Annotated in this window: 17 protein-coding genes, 1 tRNA gene and 1 pseudogene; 7 read left to right on the top strand and 12 right to left on the bottom strand. The window is 56.1% G+C overall.

The genetic code is table 11. The features are described from left to right. Positions 1-18 precede the first annotated feature (18 nt). From ACRPFF_RS00915 to ACRPFF_RS00875, 9 genes are all read right to left on the bottom strand, one after another. Positions 19-94: transfer RNA gene (locus tag ACRPFF_RS00915), tRNA-Ile, on the bottom strand. A gap of 53 nt (positions 95-147) precedes the next feature. Further along, a complete protein-coding gene (locus ACRPFF_RS00910) occupies positions 148-1,350 on the bottom strand; it encodes a beta-ketoacyl-ACP synthase (RefSeq protein ID WP_432673542.1) in 1,203 nt (400 codons plus the stop codon). Further along, the gene (locus ACRPFF_RS00905; RefSeq protein ID WP_432673541.1) at positions 1,347-1,871 is read right to left on the bottom strand and encodes a hypothetical protein; all 525 of its coding nucleotides are present in this window, start codon (positions 1,869-1,871) and stop codon (positions 1,347-1,349) included. The genes ACRPFF_RS00910 and ACRPFF_RS00905 overlap by 4 nt, the downstream gene beginning before the upstream one ends. Positions 1,872-1,919: 48 nt before the next feature. Beyond that, positions 1,920-4,226, bottom strand: coding sequence for an MMPL family transporter (locus ACRPFF_RS00900; protein WP_432673540.1), 2,307 nt, complete (start codon positions 4,224-4,226; stop codon positions 1,920-1,922). A gap of 16 nt (positions 4,227-4,242) precedes the next feature. Next, on the bottom strand, positions 4,243-4,836 hold the full coding sequence (locus tag ACRPFF_RS00895) for an outer membrane lipoprotein carrier protein LolA (protein WP_314169700.1): 594 nt from the start codon (positions 4,834-4,836) through the stop codon (positions 4,243-4,245). A 60-nt stretch (positions 4,837-4,896) separates the two neighbouring features. Continuing rightward, positions 4,897-5,337, bottom strand: coding sequence for an acyl-CoA thioesterase (locus tag ACRPFF_RS00890; protein WP_314169699.1), 441 nt, complete (start codon positions 5,335-5,337; stop codon positions 4,897-4,899). Further along, the gene (locus ACRPFF_RS00885) at positions 5,334-6,266 is read right to left on the bottom strand and encodes a glycosyl transferase family 2 (RefSeq protein WP_304673955.1); all 933 of its coding nucleotides are present in this window, start codon (positions 6,264-6,266) and stop codon (positions 5,334-5,336) included. Before ACRPFF_RS00885 ends, ACRPFF_RS00890 begins: the two co-directional genes overlap by 4 nt. Then, positions 6,263-6,988, bottom strand: a complete 726-nt coding sequence (locus ACRPFF_RS00880; RefSeq protein ID WP_432673539.1) for a glycosyltransferase family 2 protein — start codon at positions 6,986-6,988, stop codon at positions 6,263-6,265. Before ACRPFF_RS00880 ends, ACRPFF_RS00885 begins: the two co-directional genes overlap by 4 nt. 49 nt (positions 6,989-7,037) lie before the next feature. Further along, positions 7,038-8,753, bottom strand: a complete 1,716-nt coding sequence (locus ACRPFF_RS00875) for an AMP-binding protein (RefSeq protein ID WP_432673538.1) — start codon at positions 8,751-8,753, stop codon at positions 7,038-7,040. A 29-nt stretch (positions 8,754-8,782) separates the two neighbouring features. Here ACRPFF_RS00875 and ACRPFF_RS00870 point away from each other — a divergent pair, with 29 nt between their 5' ends. Further along, the gene (locus tag ACRPFF_RS00870) at positions 8,783-9,415 is read left to right on the top strand and encodes a 4'-phosphopantetheinyl transferase family protein (RefSeq protein ID WP_301673052.1); all 633 of its coding nucleotides are present in this window, start codon (positions 8,783-8,785) and stop codon (positions 9,413-9,415) included. A gap of 62 nt (positions 9,416-9,477) precedes the next feature. On the opposite strand, the gene ACRPFF_RS00865 is transcribed toward ACRPFF_RS00870, so the two are convergent. The 3 genes and pseudogenes from ACRPFF_RS00865 to ACRPFF_RS00855 form a co-directional block, all read right to left on the bottom strand. Further along, positions 9,478-10,716, bottom strand: coding sequence for a beta-ketoacyl-ACP synthase (locus tag ACRPFF_RS00865; protein WP_432673537.1), 1,239 nt, complete (start codon positions 10,714-10,716; stop codon positions 9,478-9,480). Next, positions 10,710-11,438: a 3-oxoacyl-ACP reductase FabG gene (gene fabG / locus ACRPFF_RS00860; protein ID WP_432673536.1), complete on the bottom strand. Its 729-nt coding sequence runs from the start codon at positions 11,436-11,438 to the stop codon at positions 10,710-10,712. The genes ACRPFF_RS00865 and fabG overlap by 7 nt, the downstream gene beginning before the upstream one ends. Positions 11,439-11,475: 37 nt before the next feature. Continuing rightward, positions 11,476-12,000: pseudogene (locus ACRPFF_RS00855) on the bottom strand (thioester dehydrase). Positions 12,001-12,154: 154 nt separating this feature from the next. Here ACRPFF_RS00855 and ACRPFF_RS00850 point away from each other — a divergent pair. The 6 genes from ACRPFF_RS00850 to ACRPFF_RS00825 all read left to right on the top strand — a co-directional run bounded on the left by ACRPFF_RS00850 (position 12,155) and on the right by ACRPFF_RS00825 (position 15,326). Then, complete coding sequence (locus ACRPFF_RS00850; RefSeq protein ID WP_432673535.1) at positions 12,155-12,910, top strand: beta-ketoacyl synthase chain length factor; 756 nt, start codon at positions 12,155-12,157, stop codon at positions 12,908-12,910. Continuing rightward, entirely contained in the window at positions 12,903-13,661 is a 759-nt protein-coding gene (locus ACRPFF_RS00845; protein WP_118791300.1) for a lysophospholipid acyltransferase family protein, read from the top strand. The genes ACRPFF_RS00850 and ACRPFF_RS00845 overlap by 8 nt, the downstream gene beginning before the upstream one ends. Beyond that, positions 13,658-13,918, top strand: a complete 261-nt coding sequence (locus ACRPFF_RS00840) for a phosphopantetheine-binding protein (protein ID WP_003750043.1) — start codon at positions 13,658-13,660, stop codon at positions 13,916-13,918. Before ACRPFF_RS00845 ends, ACRPFF_RS00840 begins: the two co-directional genes overlap by 4 nt. A gap of 11 nt (positions 13,919-13,929) precedes the next feature. Then, entirely contained in the window at positions 13,930-14,175 is a 246-nt protein-coding gene (locus ACRPFF_RS00835) for an acyl carrier protein (protein ID WP_002222119.1), read from the top strand. Positions 14,176-14,249: 74 nt separating this feature from the next. Continuing rightward, complete coding sequence (locus tag ACRPFF_RS00830; RefSeq protein WP_432673534.1) at positions 14,250-14,795, top strand: hypothetical protein; 546 nt, start codon at positions 14,250-14,252, stop codon at positions 14,793-14,795. Positions 14,796-14,801: 6 nt separating this feature from the next. Beyond that, entirely contained in the window at positions 14,802-15,326 is a 525-nt protein-coding gene (locus ACRPFF_RS00825) for a DUF2199 domain-containing protein (RefSeq protein ID WP_432673533.1), read from the top strand.

The raw sequence follows: 15,326 nt of genomic DNA, 5'->3' as shown, positions 1-15,326 counted from the left end.
ACGTCTGGGCTTGGGAATTGGTGGGTCCGGTGGGGTTCGAACCCACGACCAAGGGATTATGAGTCCCCTGCTCTAACCCCTGAGCTACAGACCCGTCAAGAGTAGGCGCGTATTGTATAGCATAGCGGTGGGATTGACAAACTTATTTCATCCGATAAGTAAAACGCAGTTGCTTCCCCCGAAGGCAAACGATGAGCTGGCGGCAATGCGTTTTTCGGTTTCCCAGCGGCTGCCGCTGCCGGTCAGGTTGATGGCGGGCAGGTTGGGGTCGTTCTGCCCGTCCCAAAGCTGGGGCGGAAGTTTTCCTTCGGGATTGCTTTGCCAGTCGGCAATGCCCCACGCGAACGCGGCTTCGATTGCGCCCGCCGCGCCCAGCGTGTGTCCGGTTTGCGGCTTGGTGGACGTGCAGGGCGTATTGTTGCCGAAAACCGCTGCAACGGCACGGCTTTCCATACTGTCGTTGTGGTGCGTCCCGGTGCCGTGCAGGTTAATCCAGCCGATGTCTTCGGACGCAAGGTTTGCGTGCTGCAATGCCGTCTGAAAGGCAAGAATTGCGCCTTGAGCGTCGGGGCGCGGCGTGGAAATATGGTAGGCATCGCTGCTTGCGCCGTAACCCAGAAGCCGCATACTGCCGGAAAAATCCGCATCGCGCGTCATGATGAATACGGCTGCGCCTTCGCCGATATTGATGCCGTCGCGGTTGGCGGAAAAGGGATTGGCAATGTTTGGGGACAAGACTTCCAGTGAGGCGAATCCGTTGACGGTCAGCGGCGAGAGTGTGTCCGCGCCGCCGCAGATGACGGCATCGCACATACCGGCGCGAAGCAGGCGTGCGGCACTGATTAATGCGCGCGCGCCGGAAGTGCAGGCGGTGGAAACGACGTAACGCAGGCCGTTTAGCCCGTAAGCATCGGCAATGAAATCGGCGGGCGCGTTCATAAGGTGTTGGCATTGGTTGAACGTGAGGCCTTGCCAGGCTTTTCCCTGCACTGCCTGTCGGAACATCGGGATGTTTTCGTCCGCGCCGCCGGTGGATGTGCCGATAACGACGGCAATCCGGTTTGCGCCGTACCGCCGTATGGCGGCGCGGATTTGCGGTTCGATTTGTTCGAGCGTGTGCCAAAGCAGCCTGTTGGTGCGGCTGCGGCAGTGTGCGGGCGTGCCGTCTGAAAAGGGGCGCAGGGTTTCTTTTACCATACCGAAGGCAAGGTTTTTGCCGTCAACCCAATCGGATGAAAATGTCAGTGCCGGTTTGGAAGAAGGGGACAGCAGGGCATCGATGTGGGTGTGCAGTCCGCTGCCCAACGCGCTGGTGAGTGCAGGGCTGCCGAGGTAAACAGGTATGTTCATAATGGTTCAATCGGTGTAACCGACCAGCGGGTTTGGTCGGGTAGGGTAATCAGGAACTGTCCGCCAATATGGTTGATGCACCATATGTCCCGATTGCGGTAGCGGAACAATGTTCCTTCTTTGCAGAAGGATGCGCCGCCGTCTGCCTGTTTAAGGCCGGGATAGGGGGGAGCGGTATTTTCGGCGGTTATCAGCGGGAGCAGTGCGGCAAACAGTAGTCGAGACGACATGTTCGGCATGATAAATCCGTCGTTTTTCCAGCCGCCGCTGCTGATAGTCTGGCGTGAAACCGGTGCGCCCAATATGTCGGTTTGTACAAACCGGATGCCGTCTTCAAGCTGTTCGGCCGCCAGTATGCCGGTTTGTACCGGTTCTTGCCCCTTATTGTAGCGTTCCCATTTGAACCATTGTACGTCTTCGACAAGACGTGGTTGGGTTTGGGGGACGGGTAGGGTGTATGAGGAGCAGGCGGCGAGCAGTTTTGCGGTCAATAGGGCAAGCAGGGTCGTGGTCGGGCGCATAAGTTCCTTTCAAAAATGCCGTCTGAAGCGGAAACGGCGGCAGGGCGGTTAACGGTGTGGATGTTGCGTATCCGGGACCGAGTACATCAGCCGTGCCGCCAGCCACAGGTTCAATATGACCCCGATGCCGACGGTCATGCCGAATGCGGCGACGGCCGGTGTGCCGCTGAAGGCAAGTATGGCGAAGGAGATGCCTGTCGTGAGCGCGGCAAGCAGCATACCGCCCAGCCGCGCATCGGTACTGTGTCCGGCATTGAGCGCGTAAACGGCATAATCGATGCCGATGGCGGAAACCAGCAGCAATCCGAACATGGCAAACAGGCTGACGGGAATGCCCAGCCAACCCAATACGGCAACAGTGCCGATGGCGGCAACAATGGGGACGGCGAGGATTTTCCCACCCTGCCGTGCGCCAAACAGCCGCCACAGCAGCAGCCAGGCCAGCAGGTAAGACGACAATTTCAGCCAAGCCGCCTGATTGCGCGTATGGCGGAACAGTTCGTTGAGCCTGCCGCGTTTGTCCGCCCATTTGATTCCCGGAATGGTTTCCGCCGTTTTGCGGACGGTTTCCGGGTCGGTCATACCGTTCAGGCGGATAACGGAGGTATAACGGTGCGGTGCGGCTTCGCCGAGATACAGGGGTTTCCAAGCCTGTGCCAGAGGCAGGGCGATGCCGTCTGAAAGCGTGAGGGCGGGCGTGTCGGCTGCTTGCAGTAGGGCGGATTTCAGCGTGTCTTCGGGAATGCCCAGTTTGTGCAGGGCGCGGTAGTTGCCGGGTTTGTCTGCAATGGTGCGCAAATGTTGTTTCAGGCGGTTTTGTTCGGCTGCCGGCAGGATGAACTGATCCAGCGATTGGATGCCTTTCAGTTTGCCTTGTCGAATCAGGGGGGCGAGGGCGCGGCGCAACTCGGAATTTTTTAACAGCAGCGCGTCTTCGCTTGCGGCTTCGGCAACCAGATATTGACCGCTGAAATCGGTTCCGCCCAATGTGCCGATTTTTTGTATTTGCGACAACAGTCCGGGCGGCATATTCACCCATTGGCGGATATCGTCGTGCCAGTTGCTGCGCCACAGTCCGACGGCGGCGAAAACCATCAGGAAAACTGCTGCGGGATAACGGAAGGACGGGGGGAGCTGTTTCTTGATATGTCTGCCCAGTATGGTACTTAAGGCGGCAAAAGGTACGGGTTTCGCCTGATAACGGGCAAACAGGGGCGGCAGCAGGCAGATGGTCGCGCCGAATGCGCCCAGCAGCGAAAATCCGGAGAAAACGGCGGTTTGCTGTAAAACCGGCAAAGGTGTGAACCAAAGCAGCGCGTATCCCGAAACGGTAATCAGCAGGCTGACGGCAAAGGCGGGCAATACCTGTTTCATCGCCGGTTTCGCCTGCCACGGCGAAAATATCGACGGGGTCAGCCAGTGCAGCGGGAAATCGACCAGCATCCCGATCAGGCTCGTACCGATAACCAGCGTCAGGGCGTGAATATGCCCGAATACCGCCAGCGTCGCCGCCAAACCCGCCAGCATTCCCACCGCAGGCGGCAGCAGCAGCCAGAAAGTGCGCGCGCTGCGGAAAACCCACAAGATGAGGGCGACGGTCAGGACGGTGCCGGCAAAACCCATTATCCGGCTTTCTTTTTCTGCATCGGCTTTGGCGGCTGCTGCAAAAAGTGCGCCGCCCCCGGTCAGGATTTCGGCGTGCCTGCCGGATGCTAATGTCTGTGTTTTTTGGAACAAATGACCCAAGGCATCTTGAGGAAGGGCATTGTCGGGCAGCTTTGCACGTATCCACACCCAGGTTTTCCCATTGTCTTCGTTGAACAGCATACCGTTTTCGGGATGCCATTGCAGACGGGTTTGGGGATTGATTTTGCCGGCAACGAAACGTCCGAAACCCAGCCAGTCTTCGTCTAAGGGCAGGGGGGATACGGCAAACGGGTTGGCGGCATCTTCGGCGCGTTGGCGGAAATAATCGGCGGGTTTTTCGGTCAGCAAACGCCGTTGGGCTTCGGGCAGGACGGCCAAGCTGATTCTGCCGATGTCTTGGCGGATTTGTGCAAGATCGGGGCTGATTTGGCTGTTTACTTCGGAAAATATCCCGCTTTGCCGCCACAAGCCGGCGATTTCCGATGCCGTCTGAAATGCGGTTTCGGGTTGGGGGCTGCCGGCCAGCAGGATGATTTGGCTGTTGATTTGCGCGTCGCCGGCGCGTTCCGCCGCCTGTAAAACGGTATCTTGGCTGCTTTGGGGCAGCAGTTCGGTCAGGTCGGTCTGCAGCCAGGCGCGCGTTGTCATGCTGTAACAGACAAAGACGGCAAGTGCCGACATCAGCAGGGTGTAAATCAGGCGGGTCATAGCGGTTCGGACAGTGTCAGAGTGATTGTTCGGCAAACTTGTCCGGCGGGTTGCCGACGGTGATGCTGTCAAACCGCATATCGGTTTTGTCCCCTTGTTTTTCGTGCAGTTCGATGCGGCGGACGACGCTGTCCCCGCTGATGTCGATATGGTTGAAGATTTGTTTCATCACCAGTGTTTTCGGTGTGAGTTGCAGCGTCCATTTTTGCGCCGACCCTTCGAGTTTCAGATCGAACTGTTTTTCCAGCCCTTGCGTATCGCCGCCGATCAGGTCGAGAAAGAGTTTGATTTGCCTGCTTTGTCCGGAAAATTTTCCGGTATCGGGCATTATCCAGCCTTTGCCGTTCCATTGGCTGATGCCGTCTGAACGGACGCGCAGGGTGGCGGCAAACGGTTTTTGCATCTGCCAGAGCAGTCCGCGTTTGGGCATCAGTACGAATTTTCCGGTTGCAGCCATCGGTTTGGATAGGGATTTCAGATGGCGGTATTGGATAAAGCTGCCTTGGATGTTGTCGGGTTTTTGCAGTATCCGGGTCAGTTCGGCAGTGGAAAATGCTGAGGCGGAAAGGGCGGTTGCGGCAAGGAGTGCGGCAAGCAGGTATTTTTTCATGGTTGTCTGTCGGTGTGGTAATAATGGGGCGGAAAATGCCGTCTGAAAGCGGACGGCGGTTTATGCGGCTTGAAAAGTCGGATGACTCCGTATGGCTTCGAGCCAGCTTTCCGGCGTTTGGAACTGTGTTTCTCCGGTTTTTAGGGATACTGCCGCCTGCGTGGTCGATGCGCGGGTCAGTTTTTCGCCGGTTTGCTCATCGGACAAAGTGTAGTCGATACGCAGGCAAGTGTCGATTTCGACGATTGCCATATCGATGCGGATGGTTTGTCCGAACCGTGCGGGGCGTATGTATTTCAAGTCCATTTTGACGATGGGCCAACTGAAGCCCCGCCTGCCCATTTCATCGTAGCCGTAGCCTATGCTGTCGAGGAAGGCGCAGCGTGCGACTTCGAGGTATTTGACGTAGTTGCCGTGCCAGACGATCCGCATCGGATCGACATCGAAAAACGGGACTTGGATGATGTGGCTGTGGCGGCAGAAAATGTGTTTTTTGTTCATGAGGAATGGTGCTCCGTATGCCAAAAGTCGTAAAAATTGAACCATTGCAGCGGATTCAGACGGCATTCTTCTTCTAAAATGCGGGCGAAATGTTGCGCGGATTCTTTGATTTTTTGCGTGCGTTCTGACCGCGTCCAATCCGATGTGTCGGTCATAGGGCGAAGTTTCAGGCGGTAGCGTCCGTCCTGTTTGATGCAAAACAGCGCGTTGACCTTGGTTTTCAGCAGCGATGCCAGAATCCACGCCCCTTGCGGTATTTCGGTACGGTGTTGCAAAAAATCGACGGTTACGGTTTTTTCTCCCCGGACGGGAATGCGGTCGGCGGCGATTGCCAACCATTCCCCTGCTTCAATGCGCCGGTTAAGCGTCATCATCAGCGATGCGTCCAAGTCGCTTACCTGTATCAGTTGGATTTTGTCCGCGCCCGCCTGTTGTAGGGCTTCGTTGAACATTTGTGCGTGGCGGCTGTGTACGAGGACGTTGAGTTTGAAATTCCGGTGGTGGGAAACCAGTGCGCGGCAGATTTCCGTATTGCCCAGGTGCGAACAGGCAAAAATCTGCCCGCGCCCGTTTTGATACATAGCGGCGGTCAGGTTGTCGGGATCTTCGATAATCAGGTCTTCGTAACGTATTTTGCGCTGCCATACGGCAAACCGGTCGCAAACGGCTTCGCCGAATGCCAAAAACTGCGCGAATATGCGGTTTTCAGACGGCATAGCATCAGGAAAGGTATGCCGCAGGCGGTTTTGGTAGGTATGGAGGTTTTTCCGCGCCCGGGGCGAGGTCAGGTAAAAATATAGGACGACAAACCAAATACACGGTTTCATTAAAAAAGGGGGCAGATAACGGACAATCACCGCCGTCAGCTTGAGGAACAGGCGGTTGCCGCGTTCGTTTTGTTCCGCCCAGTGCCGGGATGCGCCGTTCATCGGAATGCGCCTTTCAAGATGCGCCAACGCCATTTGAGCATACCGAAAAACAGCCGTGTGTGCATTTGGCTGATAAGGATGTTGTCGGCAAGGGCGCGGAAGTGGGAAATGCCGTCTGCGGCGTAACGGACGGGCGTGGGGATCCACACGATTTTGATGCCGCGCCAATATAGCCGGATTAGGATTTCGATGTCGAAGTCCATACGGTTGCCGACGTATTCTCCGCGTATGACCGCCAACGCAGGCGGCAACGGATAAAGGCGGAAGCCGCACATACCGTCTTTAATATCGGACGACCAGGTATGGACCATATTCCAAAAGTCGGTAATTTTGCGCCCGTACAATCGTGATTTGGGCGCGTCGCCGCCGTATTGCGGCTGACCGCAGATGAGGGCTTCGGGATTGAGTTGCGCGGCACGGACGAACTTCGGCACGTCGTCCAAACAGTGTTGGCCGTCGGCGTCGATTTGCAGGACGTGGCTGTATCCCAGCTCCGCCGCCGCCTCGAAACCCGTGCGTACTGCCGCGCCTTTGCCGCCGTTGTGTGTGCGGCGGATGATGCGGATGCCGTCTGAAGCCAGATTTTCTAAAACGGGTATGCAGTCGGGGCGCGAGCAGTCGTCCACGACCAACACGTCCAAACCGCAGGCGCGCAGGCCGCGTGCAACCGTGCCGACGGTTGTCGGGTGGTTGTAATGGGGGATGAGGGCGAGGATGTTCATATTTATATCAAGGTAAGGCGGTAATCTTATTTGCCTGTGCGAAGGCGGTTCATCGTTCTTCCCTTGCGGCCGGATCGGGACTGTCCTGCGGCGTGTCGAATACCAGTTTCCCCGAGGCGCAGGCGGCATCCTGTTTTTGGATTTTAAATGACAGTTTGTTTTTATCGGCATCGTATCCGAGTTCTACGGAAATGTCGTCATACGGGCGGATAAACTGTTGGTATTTCAGGTTTTCGATGCGGATAATGTTTTGCCTGCCGAAGGGGTGCCGTGCGGCGAGCTGGCGTATCCATTCCAATTCGACTGCGCCGGGGACGAGTGGGAAGGTGGAAAAATGTCCGCCGAAATAGGGTAAATCCGGCGGTACGCGTGTTTGATAGCGCAACCGGTTTCCTTCGGACGGCAAGGTGTGCCATTGCGGCGCGGCGGGTTCTGCCAATGCCGTCTGAAAGTCCGCTGCGGTAATTTTCCCTTGTCCGTTGCGCGGCAGACGGTCTGTAAAACGCCAGTAGCGCGGCAGGGCGGCCGTGTCTTGCGTTTGGGCAAGGTGTTGCTTGAGTGCGGCGATAACGGCGGTGCGCCCCTGTTCCAGCCACGCCGTGATGCCTTCCGTATCGAGTGCCGCCCAAACGGCAATGCGCCCGTGTTTCGGATGCAGGGCGCAATGTGCGTCGGCAATCCAGGGGTGTTTCAGCAATTCGTGTTCGATTTGGTTGAGCGAAATGCGTTTGTCTGCCAATTTGATTATCCTGTCCTGCCTGCCCAGCAGGGCAAAACCGTCTTCGTGTGTTTCGATGCAATCGGCAATGTATTGCACGCCGCCTGTCCACGGCGAGGATATTTCCACCGATTTGCCGGTATTGCGGACGGAGACGTTGGGGAACGGTTGCCATAAGGTCTGTTTTTGGCGGGATGCAATGATGCCGGTTTCCGTACTGCCGTAAACTTCATAAGGGCGTACCGCATATTGTTCCAACAGGGCGGCGGTTTCCGGTGGTAGTTCCCCGCCTGCGGAAACGATGCCGCCTATCCTTCCGTTTAACGCCGCCCAATCCCGATTTTCGCCGAAACGGTTGAGCAGGGCGGGGCTGGCAATCCAGACATTTTGATAATTGGACGGCACGTTCAGGCTTGCCGACAGCAGCAGTTCGGGATAGGCGTTTTGCCTGCGGACCATCGCCCACCCCATCAGCAGCGGAAGCGCGAAGCGGAAGGTCAGTCCGTACATATGTTGCGGCGATACGCTGCCGAGGACGGCGGTTTTGCCGCGTCCGAACGGGATTGTCGCAGCCAGCGCGCGGGCTTCCGATTCGATTTGCGCGGCGGTTTTGACGATTGTTTTGGCTTCCCCGCCGGAACCCGAAGTACGCAAATGCACTTCGGATTCGGGCGGGATGTCCAATGCTTGCGGTATGCGGCTTTCAGACGGCATACCGCCGCAAGGGGTTGGTATTTGCCAAACGCGGATGCCGTCTGAAACAATATCGGTGTCGGTCAGCAGGATTTGTGCGGATTCCGCCCAAGTCAGGTTTCCGGGCGCGGTATTCGGCAGCAGCAGGGCTTTGCCGCCGCTATTCCAAACGGCAAGCAATGCGGCTGCGAACAGCGCGGCATCGTCAAACCACAATGCCGCCGAACGGATGTTGTTTTGCTTTAATTTTAACGACAGGGCGTGCACCGTGCGTATAAAATCGGCGCGGGTCCACAGCGGGTCGAGGGCAATCGGCGTATTGTCGGAGAAGTTGATGTCAAACATTCGGGTCATATATTCCAAATGGCAGAACGGAGGGTGTCGTGCCGGATAAAAAAACAGTATTGCAGTGCCGCCTTGCAGATGCGTCGGCGGCTGCCGCTTATCGGGAATCCTGTCTGGACGATGCGGACAGGGCGCGTTTGCTGCGCGCACCGAAATTGGCAGGACGGACGGATTGGCAGGTCAGCCGCTTCCTGAAGCAGCAGGGCGGCAAGATATGTTCGCTTTCGCACAGCAAAGGGCGGGCGGCGGTTTTGGTCTGCGACGGCGGCACGGTTTGCGGTGTCGATATTGAAACGGTCCGTCCGCGCAATTTTCAGGCACTTGCCGAATGGGTTTGTTCCCCTGAAGAACGGGTTTTTTTGGCACGTTCCGGTTGGCAGGCAGAGGCTTTTTACCGCCTGTGGTGCATTAAGGAAGCACTGCTCAAAGCCTGCGGTTTGGGTTTTCCGCAAGATATGGCGAAAGTCGGTTATCTGACCGACGGTTCGGCGGTTTGCGGCTTGCGCGCGGATGGCGGAACCGGTTGGCACGCCGTCAGCGCAATCTGGTGCGGCGACGCGGTTGTCGCCTGCGTGTGGCGCGGAGCTGCCGAATTGGATTGGCAGTATTGCGGAACGGATGCCGTCCGGACGGTTTGCCATATCGAGCGGATAGGCGGCAAGGAAGTCTGAAAGCGGCAGTTTGTTGTTTTATTCCGTTTTAAATCAATATGATGTAATCGGATTGTGCGGTTTTATCCGTCCTTCCAACGTTTGAACACCAGTGAAGTGTTCACGCCGCCGAAGGCGAAATTGTTGCTCATCACATAATCCGTTTCGATTTCACGGCCGCCGCTTAAAATATAGTCTACCTTGCCGCAGCGCGGATCGATGTCGTTCAAGTTCAGGGTCGGCGCAAACCAGCCGCCGTTCATCATTTCAATCGAGAACCACGCCTCCAGCGCGCCGCACGCGCCGAGGGTGTGCCCCAAATAGCTTTTTTGCGAACTGATGGGCACAAATCCGAACACGGCTTCAGTCGCCAGCGTTTCGGCGATGTCGCCTTTTTCGGTTGCTGTGCCGTGCCCGTTTACATAGCCGATTTTATCGGGCGTAATACCTGCATCTTGCAGTGCAAGTTCCATACATTTCTGCATAGTTTCTTTTTGCGGCTGGGTAACGTGGCTGCCGTCGCTGTTGGCACCGTAGCCGACGAGTTCGGCGTAAATTTTCGCACCGCGCCGTTTGGCGTGTTCCAATTCTTCCAATACGAAAATCCCCGCGCCTTCTCCGATGACCAGCCCGTCGCGGTTTACGTCGTATGGGCGCGGGGTTTTTTCCGGTTCGCCGTTGCGGCGGCTGGCGGCATAAAGCGAGTCGAAAACATACACTTCGGACGGGCAAAATTCTTCGCCGCCGCCCGCCAGCATCATATCGGTCAGCCCGTATTTGATGGCTTCGTAGGCATAACCTATGCCTTGGCTGCCAGACGAACACGCGCTCGATGTCGGGATGATGCGCCCTTTCAGCCCGAAAAAGATGCCGATATTGGCGGCGGTGGTGTGCGGCATCATACGCACATAGGTGTTGGCACTGAAGTTGCGCGACGTGCCGGTTAGCAATAATTCGCCCACATCGCCGATGTCTTTGGTGCTGCCGCTGGAAGAGCCGCAGGCAACGCCCATCCGTCCGTCGGTAATACTTTCGTCTCCGAGCAAACCGGCATCCGTCAAAGCCTGCTCCGCCGCATCGACGCACAAATACGACACGCGCCCCATACTTCTGAGCTGCTTGCGCGTCCAATGTTTCGGCGGTGCGTAATCCTCAATCGGCGCACCCAGTTGCGCTTCCAATTCGGGGAAACGTTCGCGCCAATCCATATATTTGACGGCGTTTTTTTCGGCTTTGAATGCTGCCTGTATGCTTTGCCAATCACGGCCGAAGGCGGTAATGCCGCCTATGCCTGTTACTGCGACCCTTCTGGTATTCAACACAAACCTCCGTTCACCGCAATCACCTGGCGCGTGATGTACGCCGCTTTTTCATCCATCAAAAAGCGCACCGCGTGCGCCACTTCTTCCGGCAGCCCCATACGCGCGGCGGGGACGGCCTTTAAGATTTCTTCGACGGGTACATTTTCATCGACAATGTCCGTATCGATCAAACCCGGCGCCACGCAGTTGACGGTAATTTTGCGTTTCGCCAGTTCGACTGCCAAGGCCTTTGCCGCGCCGATAATGCCCGCTTTGGACGCGCTGTAATTGACCTGCCCGCGGTTGCCCGTCAAACCGGACACTGATGCCATACACACAATCCGTCCGGCTTTGCGGCGGCGTATCATCGGCATAACCAGCGGATGCAATACATTGTAAAAACCGTCTAAATTAGTCCGCAGCACCACATCCCAATCGTTGTCTGAAAACGCGGGGAAGGCATTGTCGCGCGTCAGTCCGGCGTTCAACACCACGCCGTAATACGCGCCGTTTGCTTCGATGTCGGCGGTCAGAATCTCGCGGCAGGCTGCGCGGTCGGACACGTCAAACTGCAACACGCGCGCATTTCTGCCCAAAGCGCGGATTTCTTCCGCCACGGCTTCGGCTTCGTCGCGGCGGCTACGGCAGTGGACGGTGATATCAAAGCCGTCTTCCGCCAAACCGAGTGCGACGGCTTTGCCTATGCCCCTGTTGGAGCCGGTAATCAGGACGGTTTCGGTCATCGTTGTTCTCCGTATGTGTGTGCCTGTTCAGACGGCATTAAGTTGTTTTGACAGGGTGTTCGGGGCTGTACACGTTGAGTGAGGCGCGCGCCAAAATGCCGTCTGAAGGGAGTGTTCCGGACGAAGTTTCCGGCGCGTCTGTCCAACGCAGTTCGCAGTCGAACACGCCCATTCCCCCGGCATCCTGAATAGACATATGCGCCGTTGCCAGCAGATGCGTGCCGACTGGGACGGATTGGGCGAAGATTTCAAGTTTGCGCGTGCCGGGCAGGAAACCGAGCCGGACCGGCCGTGCCTTTTTTCGGGCTTGGAGGCCGGCATATGCGCCGACAGCCTACGCCATCAGTTCGATAAATGCCGTATAGGGCAGCATGCCGCCGGCCAGCAGGATGTGGTCGGGTTTTACCTGCGCCCCTGCTTCGACAAAATCATCGCCGTATCGGGTAATGCGGTCTATCAGAACCATACGCCCGCTGTGCGGCAGCAGGGAGGCGGTGTCGGTAATCGGGCATTCTGGCAGTGTGTCCATATATTGCGGCGGCAGGCTGGCAAATACGGACATTATAATGATAAATGTAAATTCAGGCTAATTCTGGCGGTTTGCCGAGAGGCGGCGTTGTCGGAGAAAGGGGGCAGAAATGCGTTTGGCTTTCGGCATTGTCAGGCAGATAGGCTTTGGTTAGAATGTGGCACAGTGTAAATTTTTGAAAGAAACTATGCCGCCGATTATTTGCCGGTTCCACTTCGACATCGCCGCCTGGCGGGTTTCGGGCGGCAAAATGCGCGATATGGCCCAGTGGGCAAAATGGGCGGAATGTCCGGATTTTGCCGACGGTTTGCCCGATGTCAGGCGGGAATTGCCGTTCCTGCCCGCTATGCAGCGCCGCCGTTTGAGTAAGGCGGCGCGTTTGGTATGCGACGCGGCTTGGGACATTGCCTCCGCCCATCCCGGCAGTCCGGTAGTTTATGCCTCGCACGACGGGGAAATGGCGCGCAGTTTCGATTTGTGGTTGGAACTGTTGAAATCGCATACCGTGTCGCCGACTTCGTTCGGTTTGTCGGTGCACAATGCGACGGCTGGGCAATGGTCGATATTGCGTCAGGATATGAGCGAGCAGACGGCATTGGCCGTGTGTGCCGACGGTGTGGAAACGGCATTGGCGGAAGCGGCATCACTGTTGGAAGAGGGATGCGGGTCGGTTTTGGTTTTGGTGGCGGACGATCCGCTGCCGGAAGGATATGCCGTATCGGCAACGCGCGCGCCGTTTGCTTATGCTTTGGCGATGGTTCTGACCAAAGGGACGCGTTACAGCCTGACTTTGTCTGCTTCGGACGATATGCCGTCTGAAGCCGGTATGCTGCCCGAGGCATATTGGAGCGGTTTGGAATGGGTGCGCTTTCTGCTGAACGGCAGTCGGGAATGCCGCCGGGTATATCGCAATCGTGAATGGCTGTGGCAGCGGAATGGATAAATTGGATTATTGCCGCCGTTTTTTGGCGACTTGGTTAGGATTTGTGATTTTCGGTGTCGGCGGCATTATGATGAAATTGGTTTTGCTGCCTTACACTTTAAACGGCACTTCAAGGTCTGTCGCCCGCCAATTGGCGGCGCGTCGGATTATCGGAACATCTTGGCGTTTGTTTGTCGCTTATCTGAAATGGTCGGGCGTGTTGGAGGTATCGTTCAGGGGTGTTGAAAAACTCAACCGCCCGGGACAGTTGATTTTGGCAAACCATCCGTCTTTGCTGGATGTGGTGCTGCTTGTCGGCCATGTGCCCGAAATGAATTGCATCGTGAAAAAAGATTTGCAGCACAATCCGGCAATGAGCAGCCAGATTAAAGGTGCGGGCTATATTCCGAACGAAGAGTCGGAAGCAATGCTGGAAACGGTAAAGGCGGTTTTTGACAGCGGGCAGAGCCTGCTGGTGTTCCCCGAAGGAACGAGAACAGGCTGGGACGGACGGGTAAAAATGCACCGGGGCGCGGTTTCTTTGGGGCTGCGCTATGCCGAAGTGATTACGCCCGTATGTATCAAAATGAATCCGCCCAATTTTAAAAAGGGGCAGCCGTGGTACCGCATCCCCCCGAAAAGGATACGGTATGAAATTACCGTCGGAGACGACATCCTCCCCCAAGACTGGCTCGCCGAGAAACCGTTGCCGATTGCGGCGCGGCGGCTGAATGAATATCTGCAGGACTATTTTACAAGGAAAACCATATGAACGACTTGGAAAACCAAATCAAGCAACTGATTATCGACAGTTTGGCTTTGGAGGATATAACCGCCGCCGACATCGGCAGCGAAGACGCGCTGTTCGGCGACGAAGGGCTGGGCTTGGATTCCGTCGATGCGCTGGAATTGGGCTTGGCGGTGCAAAAACATTTCGGTTTCCGATTGGACGGCGAGCAGGAGAACTTGCGCGAACATTTTGCCAATGTCAAAACACTCGCCGCCTTTGTCAAAAGCCGCCAAGCATAAGGATGAAACATATGACCGAACAAGAAATCTACCGGTTGTTGCGCGATACCCTGACCGAGTTGTTTGAAATCGAACCGGAACGGATTACGCCCGATACCAACCTTTACGAAGATTTGGAAATCGACAGTATCGATGCCATCGACCTGATTGACCGCATCAAGCGCGAAACCGGCCGCAAGCTGCAGGCTGAAGATTTCCGCAATGTCCGCACCGTCAACGACGTGGTACAGGCGGTATTGAAGATTCAGGCGGGGTAGGCGGCATCTCTGATTATTTTTCAGACGGCATATTATTATCGGATGCCGTCTGAAAACATTTGTGCGGATTCAAAATGAAACCCGGTTTTTTTGGACATATTTTTCTGACCGTATTAAGCATTGCCTATCCGGCTTTATGGTATTACGGCAGGGAGGCGGGCTGGTTTGTTTGGCTGGCGGCGGCGATGTGCGGGTTGTGGCTGCTGCGCGCCCTGACTGCCAAACTGCCCCAACAGCGTTATGCGGCTTTGTTTATTACACTGTTTTTTGCCGCAGTATTGGTGTTCGGGCGGCGCGACTCAATGTATTGGTATCCCGTCCTCGTCAATCTGATGATGTTGGCGGTGTTCGGCGGCAGCCTGTTTGCCGGACAGACGGTCATAGAAAGGCTCGCGCGGCTGCAACAGCCCGACCTGCCTGAAAAAGCTGTGCGCTATACCCGCCGGGTAACGCAGGTTTGGTGCGTATTCTTTATAATCAACGGGACGCTTGCCGCTTTGTTGGCTCGGTTGGGGCGATATGATTGGTGGGCGGTTTATACCGGCGTGATTGCCTATGTATTGATGGGGATGCTGTTTGCCGGCGAATGGCTTTACCGCAAACTCGTTTTGAAAGTCTGAAACCTTATGCACACTTGCACTTCCTGCGGCGAAAAACATGAAGATATGCCCGCAATCGGCTTTACCGCCCCCTATCCCTATAATCAACTCAGTGAAGAAGAACGTATTGCTTATCAAGCGGAATGCGATTCTGATTTCTGCATCATCCGCTATCCCGACCAAACCGACCGCTTTATCCGCGCGGTGCTGCCTATTCCGATTATCGGGCATCAGGAAACGTTGGAATACGGCGTGTGGGTATCTGTCAGCGAAAAGAGTTTTAACGACTATCAAAGCCACTTTTACGACAACCCTGAAAACGCCGTTTATTTCGGGATGATCTGCAACCGGCTGCCCCCTTATGAAACCGACACCTTCGGTCTGCATTGCAATGTTGTTACCCAGTCCGACAACCAACGCCCTTTGCTGCAACTGCATCAAAGCGGCGGACATCCGCTGGTACGCGACTTTTATCACGGCATAGAATATGCCGAAGCGCAGGCAAGGATAGGGGCGGTATCCGAATCGGATTGTTCAGGACAAAAAGGATAA

The organism is Neisseria sp. SLRRB23 (assembly GCF_050896295.1).
Taxonomy (GTDB): domain Bacteria; phylum Pseudomonadota; class Gammaproteobacteria; order Burkholderiales; family Neisseriaceae; genus Neisseria.
The sequence above is the reverse complement of the archived record's forward strand: the minus strand, read 5'-3'. Positions and strand labels throughout refer to the sequence as shown.

Bases quoted from the DNA above. Each gene is read 5' to 3' on its own strand.
- ACRPFF_RS00910 (WP_432673542.1), bottom strand. From the start codon at position 1,350: ATGAACATACCTGTTTACCTCGGCAGCCCTGCACTCACCAGCGCGTTG.
- ACRPFF_RS00905 (WP_432673541.1), bottom strand. From the start codon at position 1,871: ATGCGCCCGACCACGACCCTGCTTGCCCTATTGACCGCAAAACTGCTC.
- ACRPFF_RS00900 (WP_432673540.1), bottom strand. From the start codon at position 4,226: ATGACCCGCCTGATTTACACCCTGCTGATGTCGGCACTTGCCGTCTTT.
- ACRPFF_RS00895 (WP_314169700.1), bottom strand. From the start codon at position 4,836: ATGAAAAAATACCTGCTTGCCGCACTCCTTGCCGCAACCGCCCTTTCC.
- ACRPFF_RS00890 (WP_314169699.1), bottom strand. From the start codon at position 5,337: ATGAACAAAAAACACATTTTCTGCCGCCACAGCCACATCATCCAAGTC.
- ACRPFF_RS00885 (WP_304673955.1), bottom strand. From the start codon at position 6,266: ATGAACGGCGCATCCCGGCACTGGGCGGAACAAAACGAACGCGGCAAC.
- ACRPFF_RS00880 (WP_432673539.1), bottom strand. From the start codon at position 6,988: ATGAACATCCTCGCCCTCATCCCCCATTACAACCACCCGACAACCGTC.
- ACRPFF_RS00875 (WP_432673538.1), bottom strand. From the start codon at position 8,753: ATGACCCGAATGTTTGACATCAACTTCTCCGACAATACGCCGATTGCC.
- fabG (WP_432673536.1), bottom strand. From the start codon at position 11,438: ATGACCGAAACCGTCCTGATTACCGGCTCCAACAGGGGCATAGGCAAA.
- ACRPFF_RS00850 (WP_432673535.1), top strand. From the start codon at position 12,155: ATGCCGCCGATTATTTGCCGGTTCCACTTCGACATCGCCGCCTGGCGG.
- ACRPFF_RS00845 (WP_118791300.1), top strand. From the start codon at position 12,903: ATGGATAAATTGGATTATTGCCGCCGTTTTTTGGCGACTTGGTTAGGA.
- ACRPFF_RS00840 (WP_003750043.1), top strand. From the start codon at position 13,658: ATGAACGACTTGGAAAACCAAATCAAGCAACTGATTATCGACAGTTTG.
- ACRPFF_RS00835 (WP_002222119.1), top strand. From the start codon at position 13,930: ATGACCGAACAAGAAATCTACCGGTTGTTGCGCGATACCCTGACCGAG.
- ACRPFF_RS00830 (WP_432673534.1), top strand. From the start codon at position 14,250: ATGAAACCCGGTTTTTTTGGACATATTTTTCTGACCGTATTAAGCATT.
- ACRPFF_RS00825 (WP_432673533.1), top strand. From the start codon at position 14,802: ATGCACACTTGCACTTCCTGCGGCGAAAAACATGAAGATATGCCCGCA.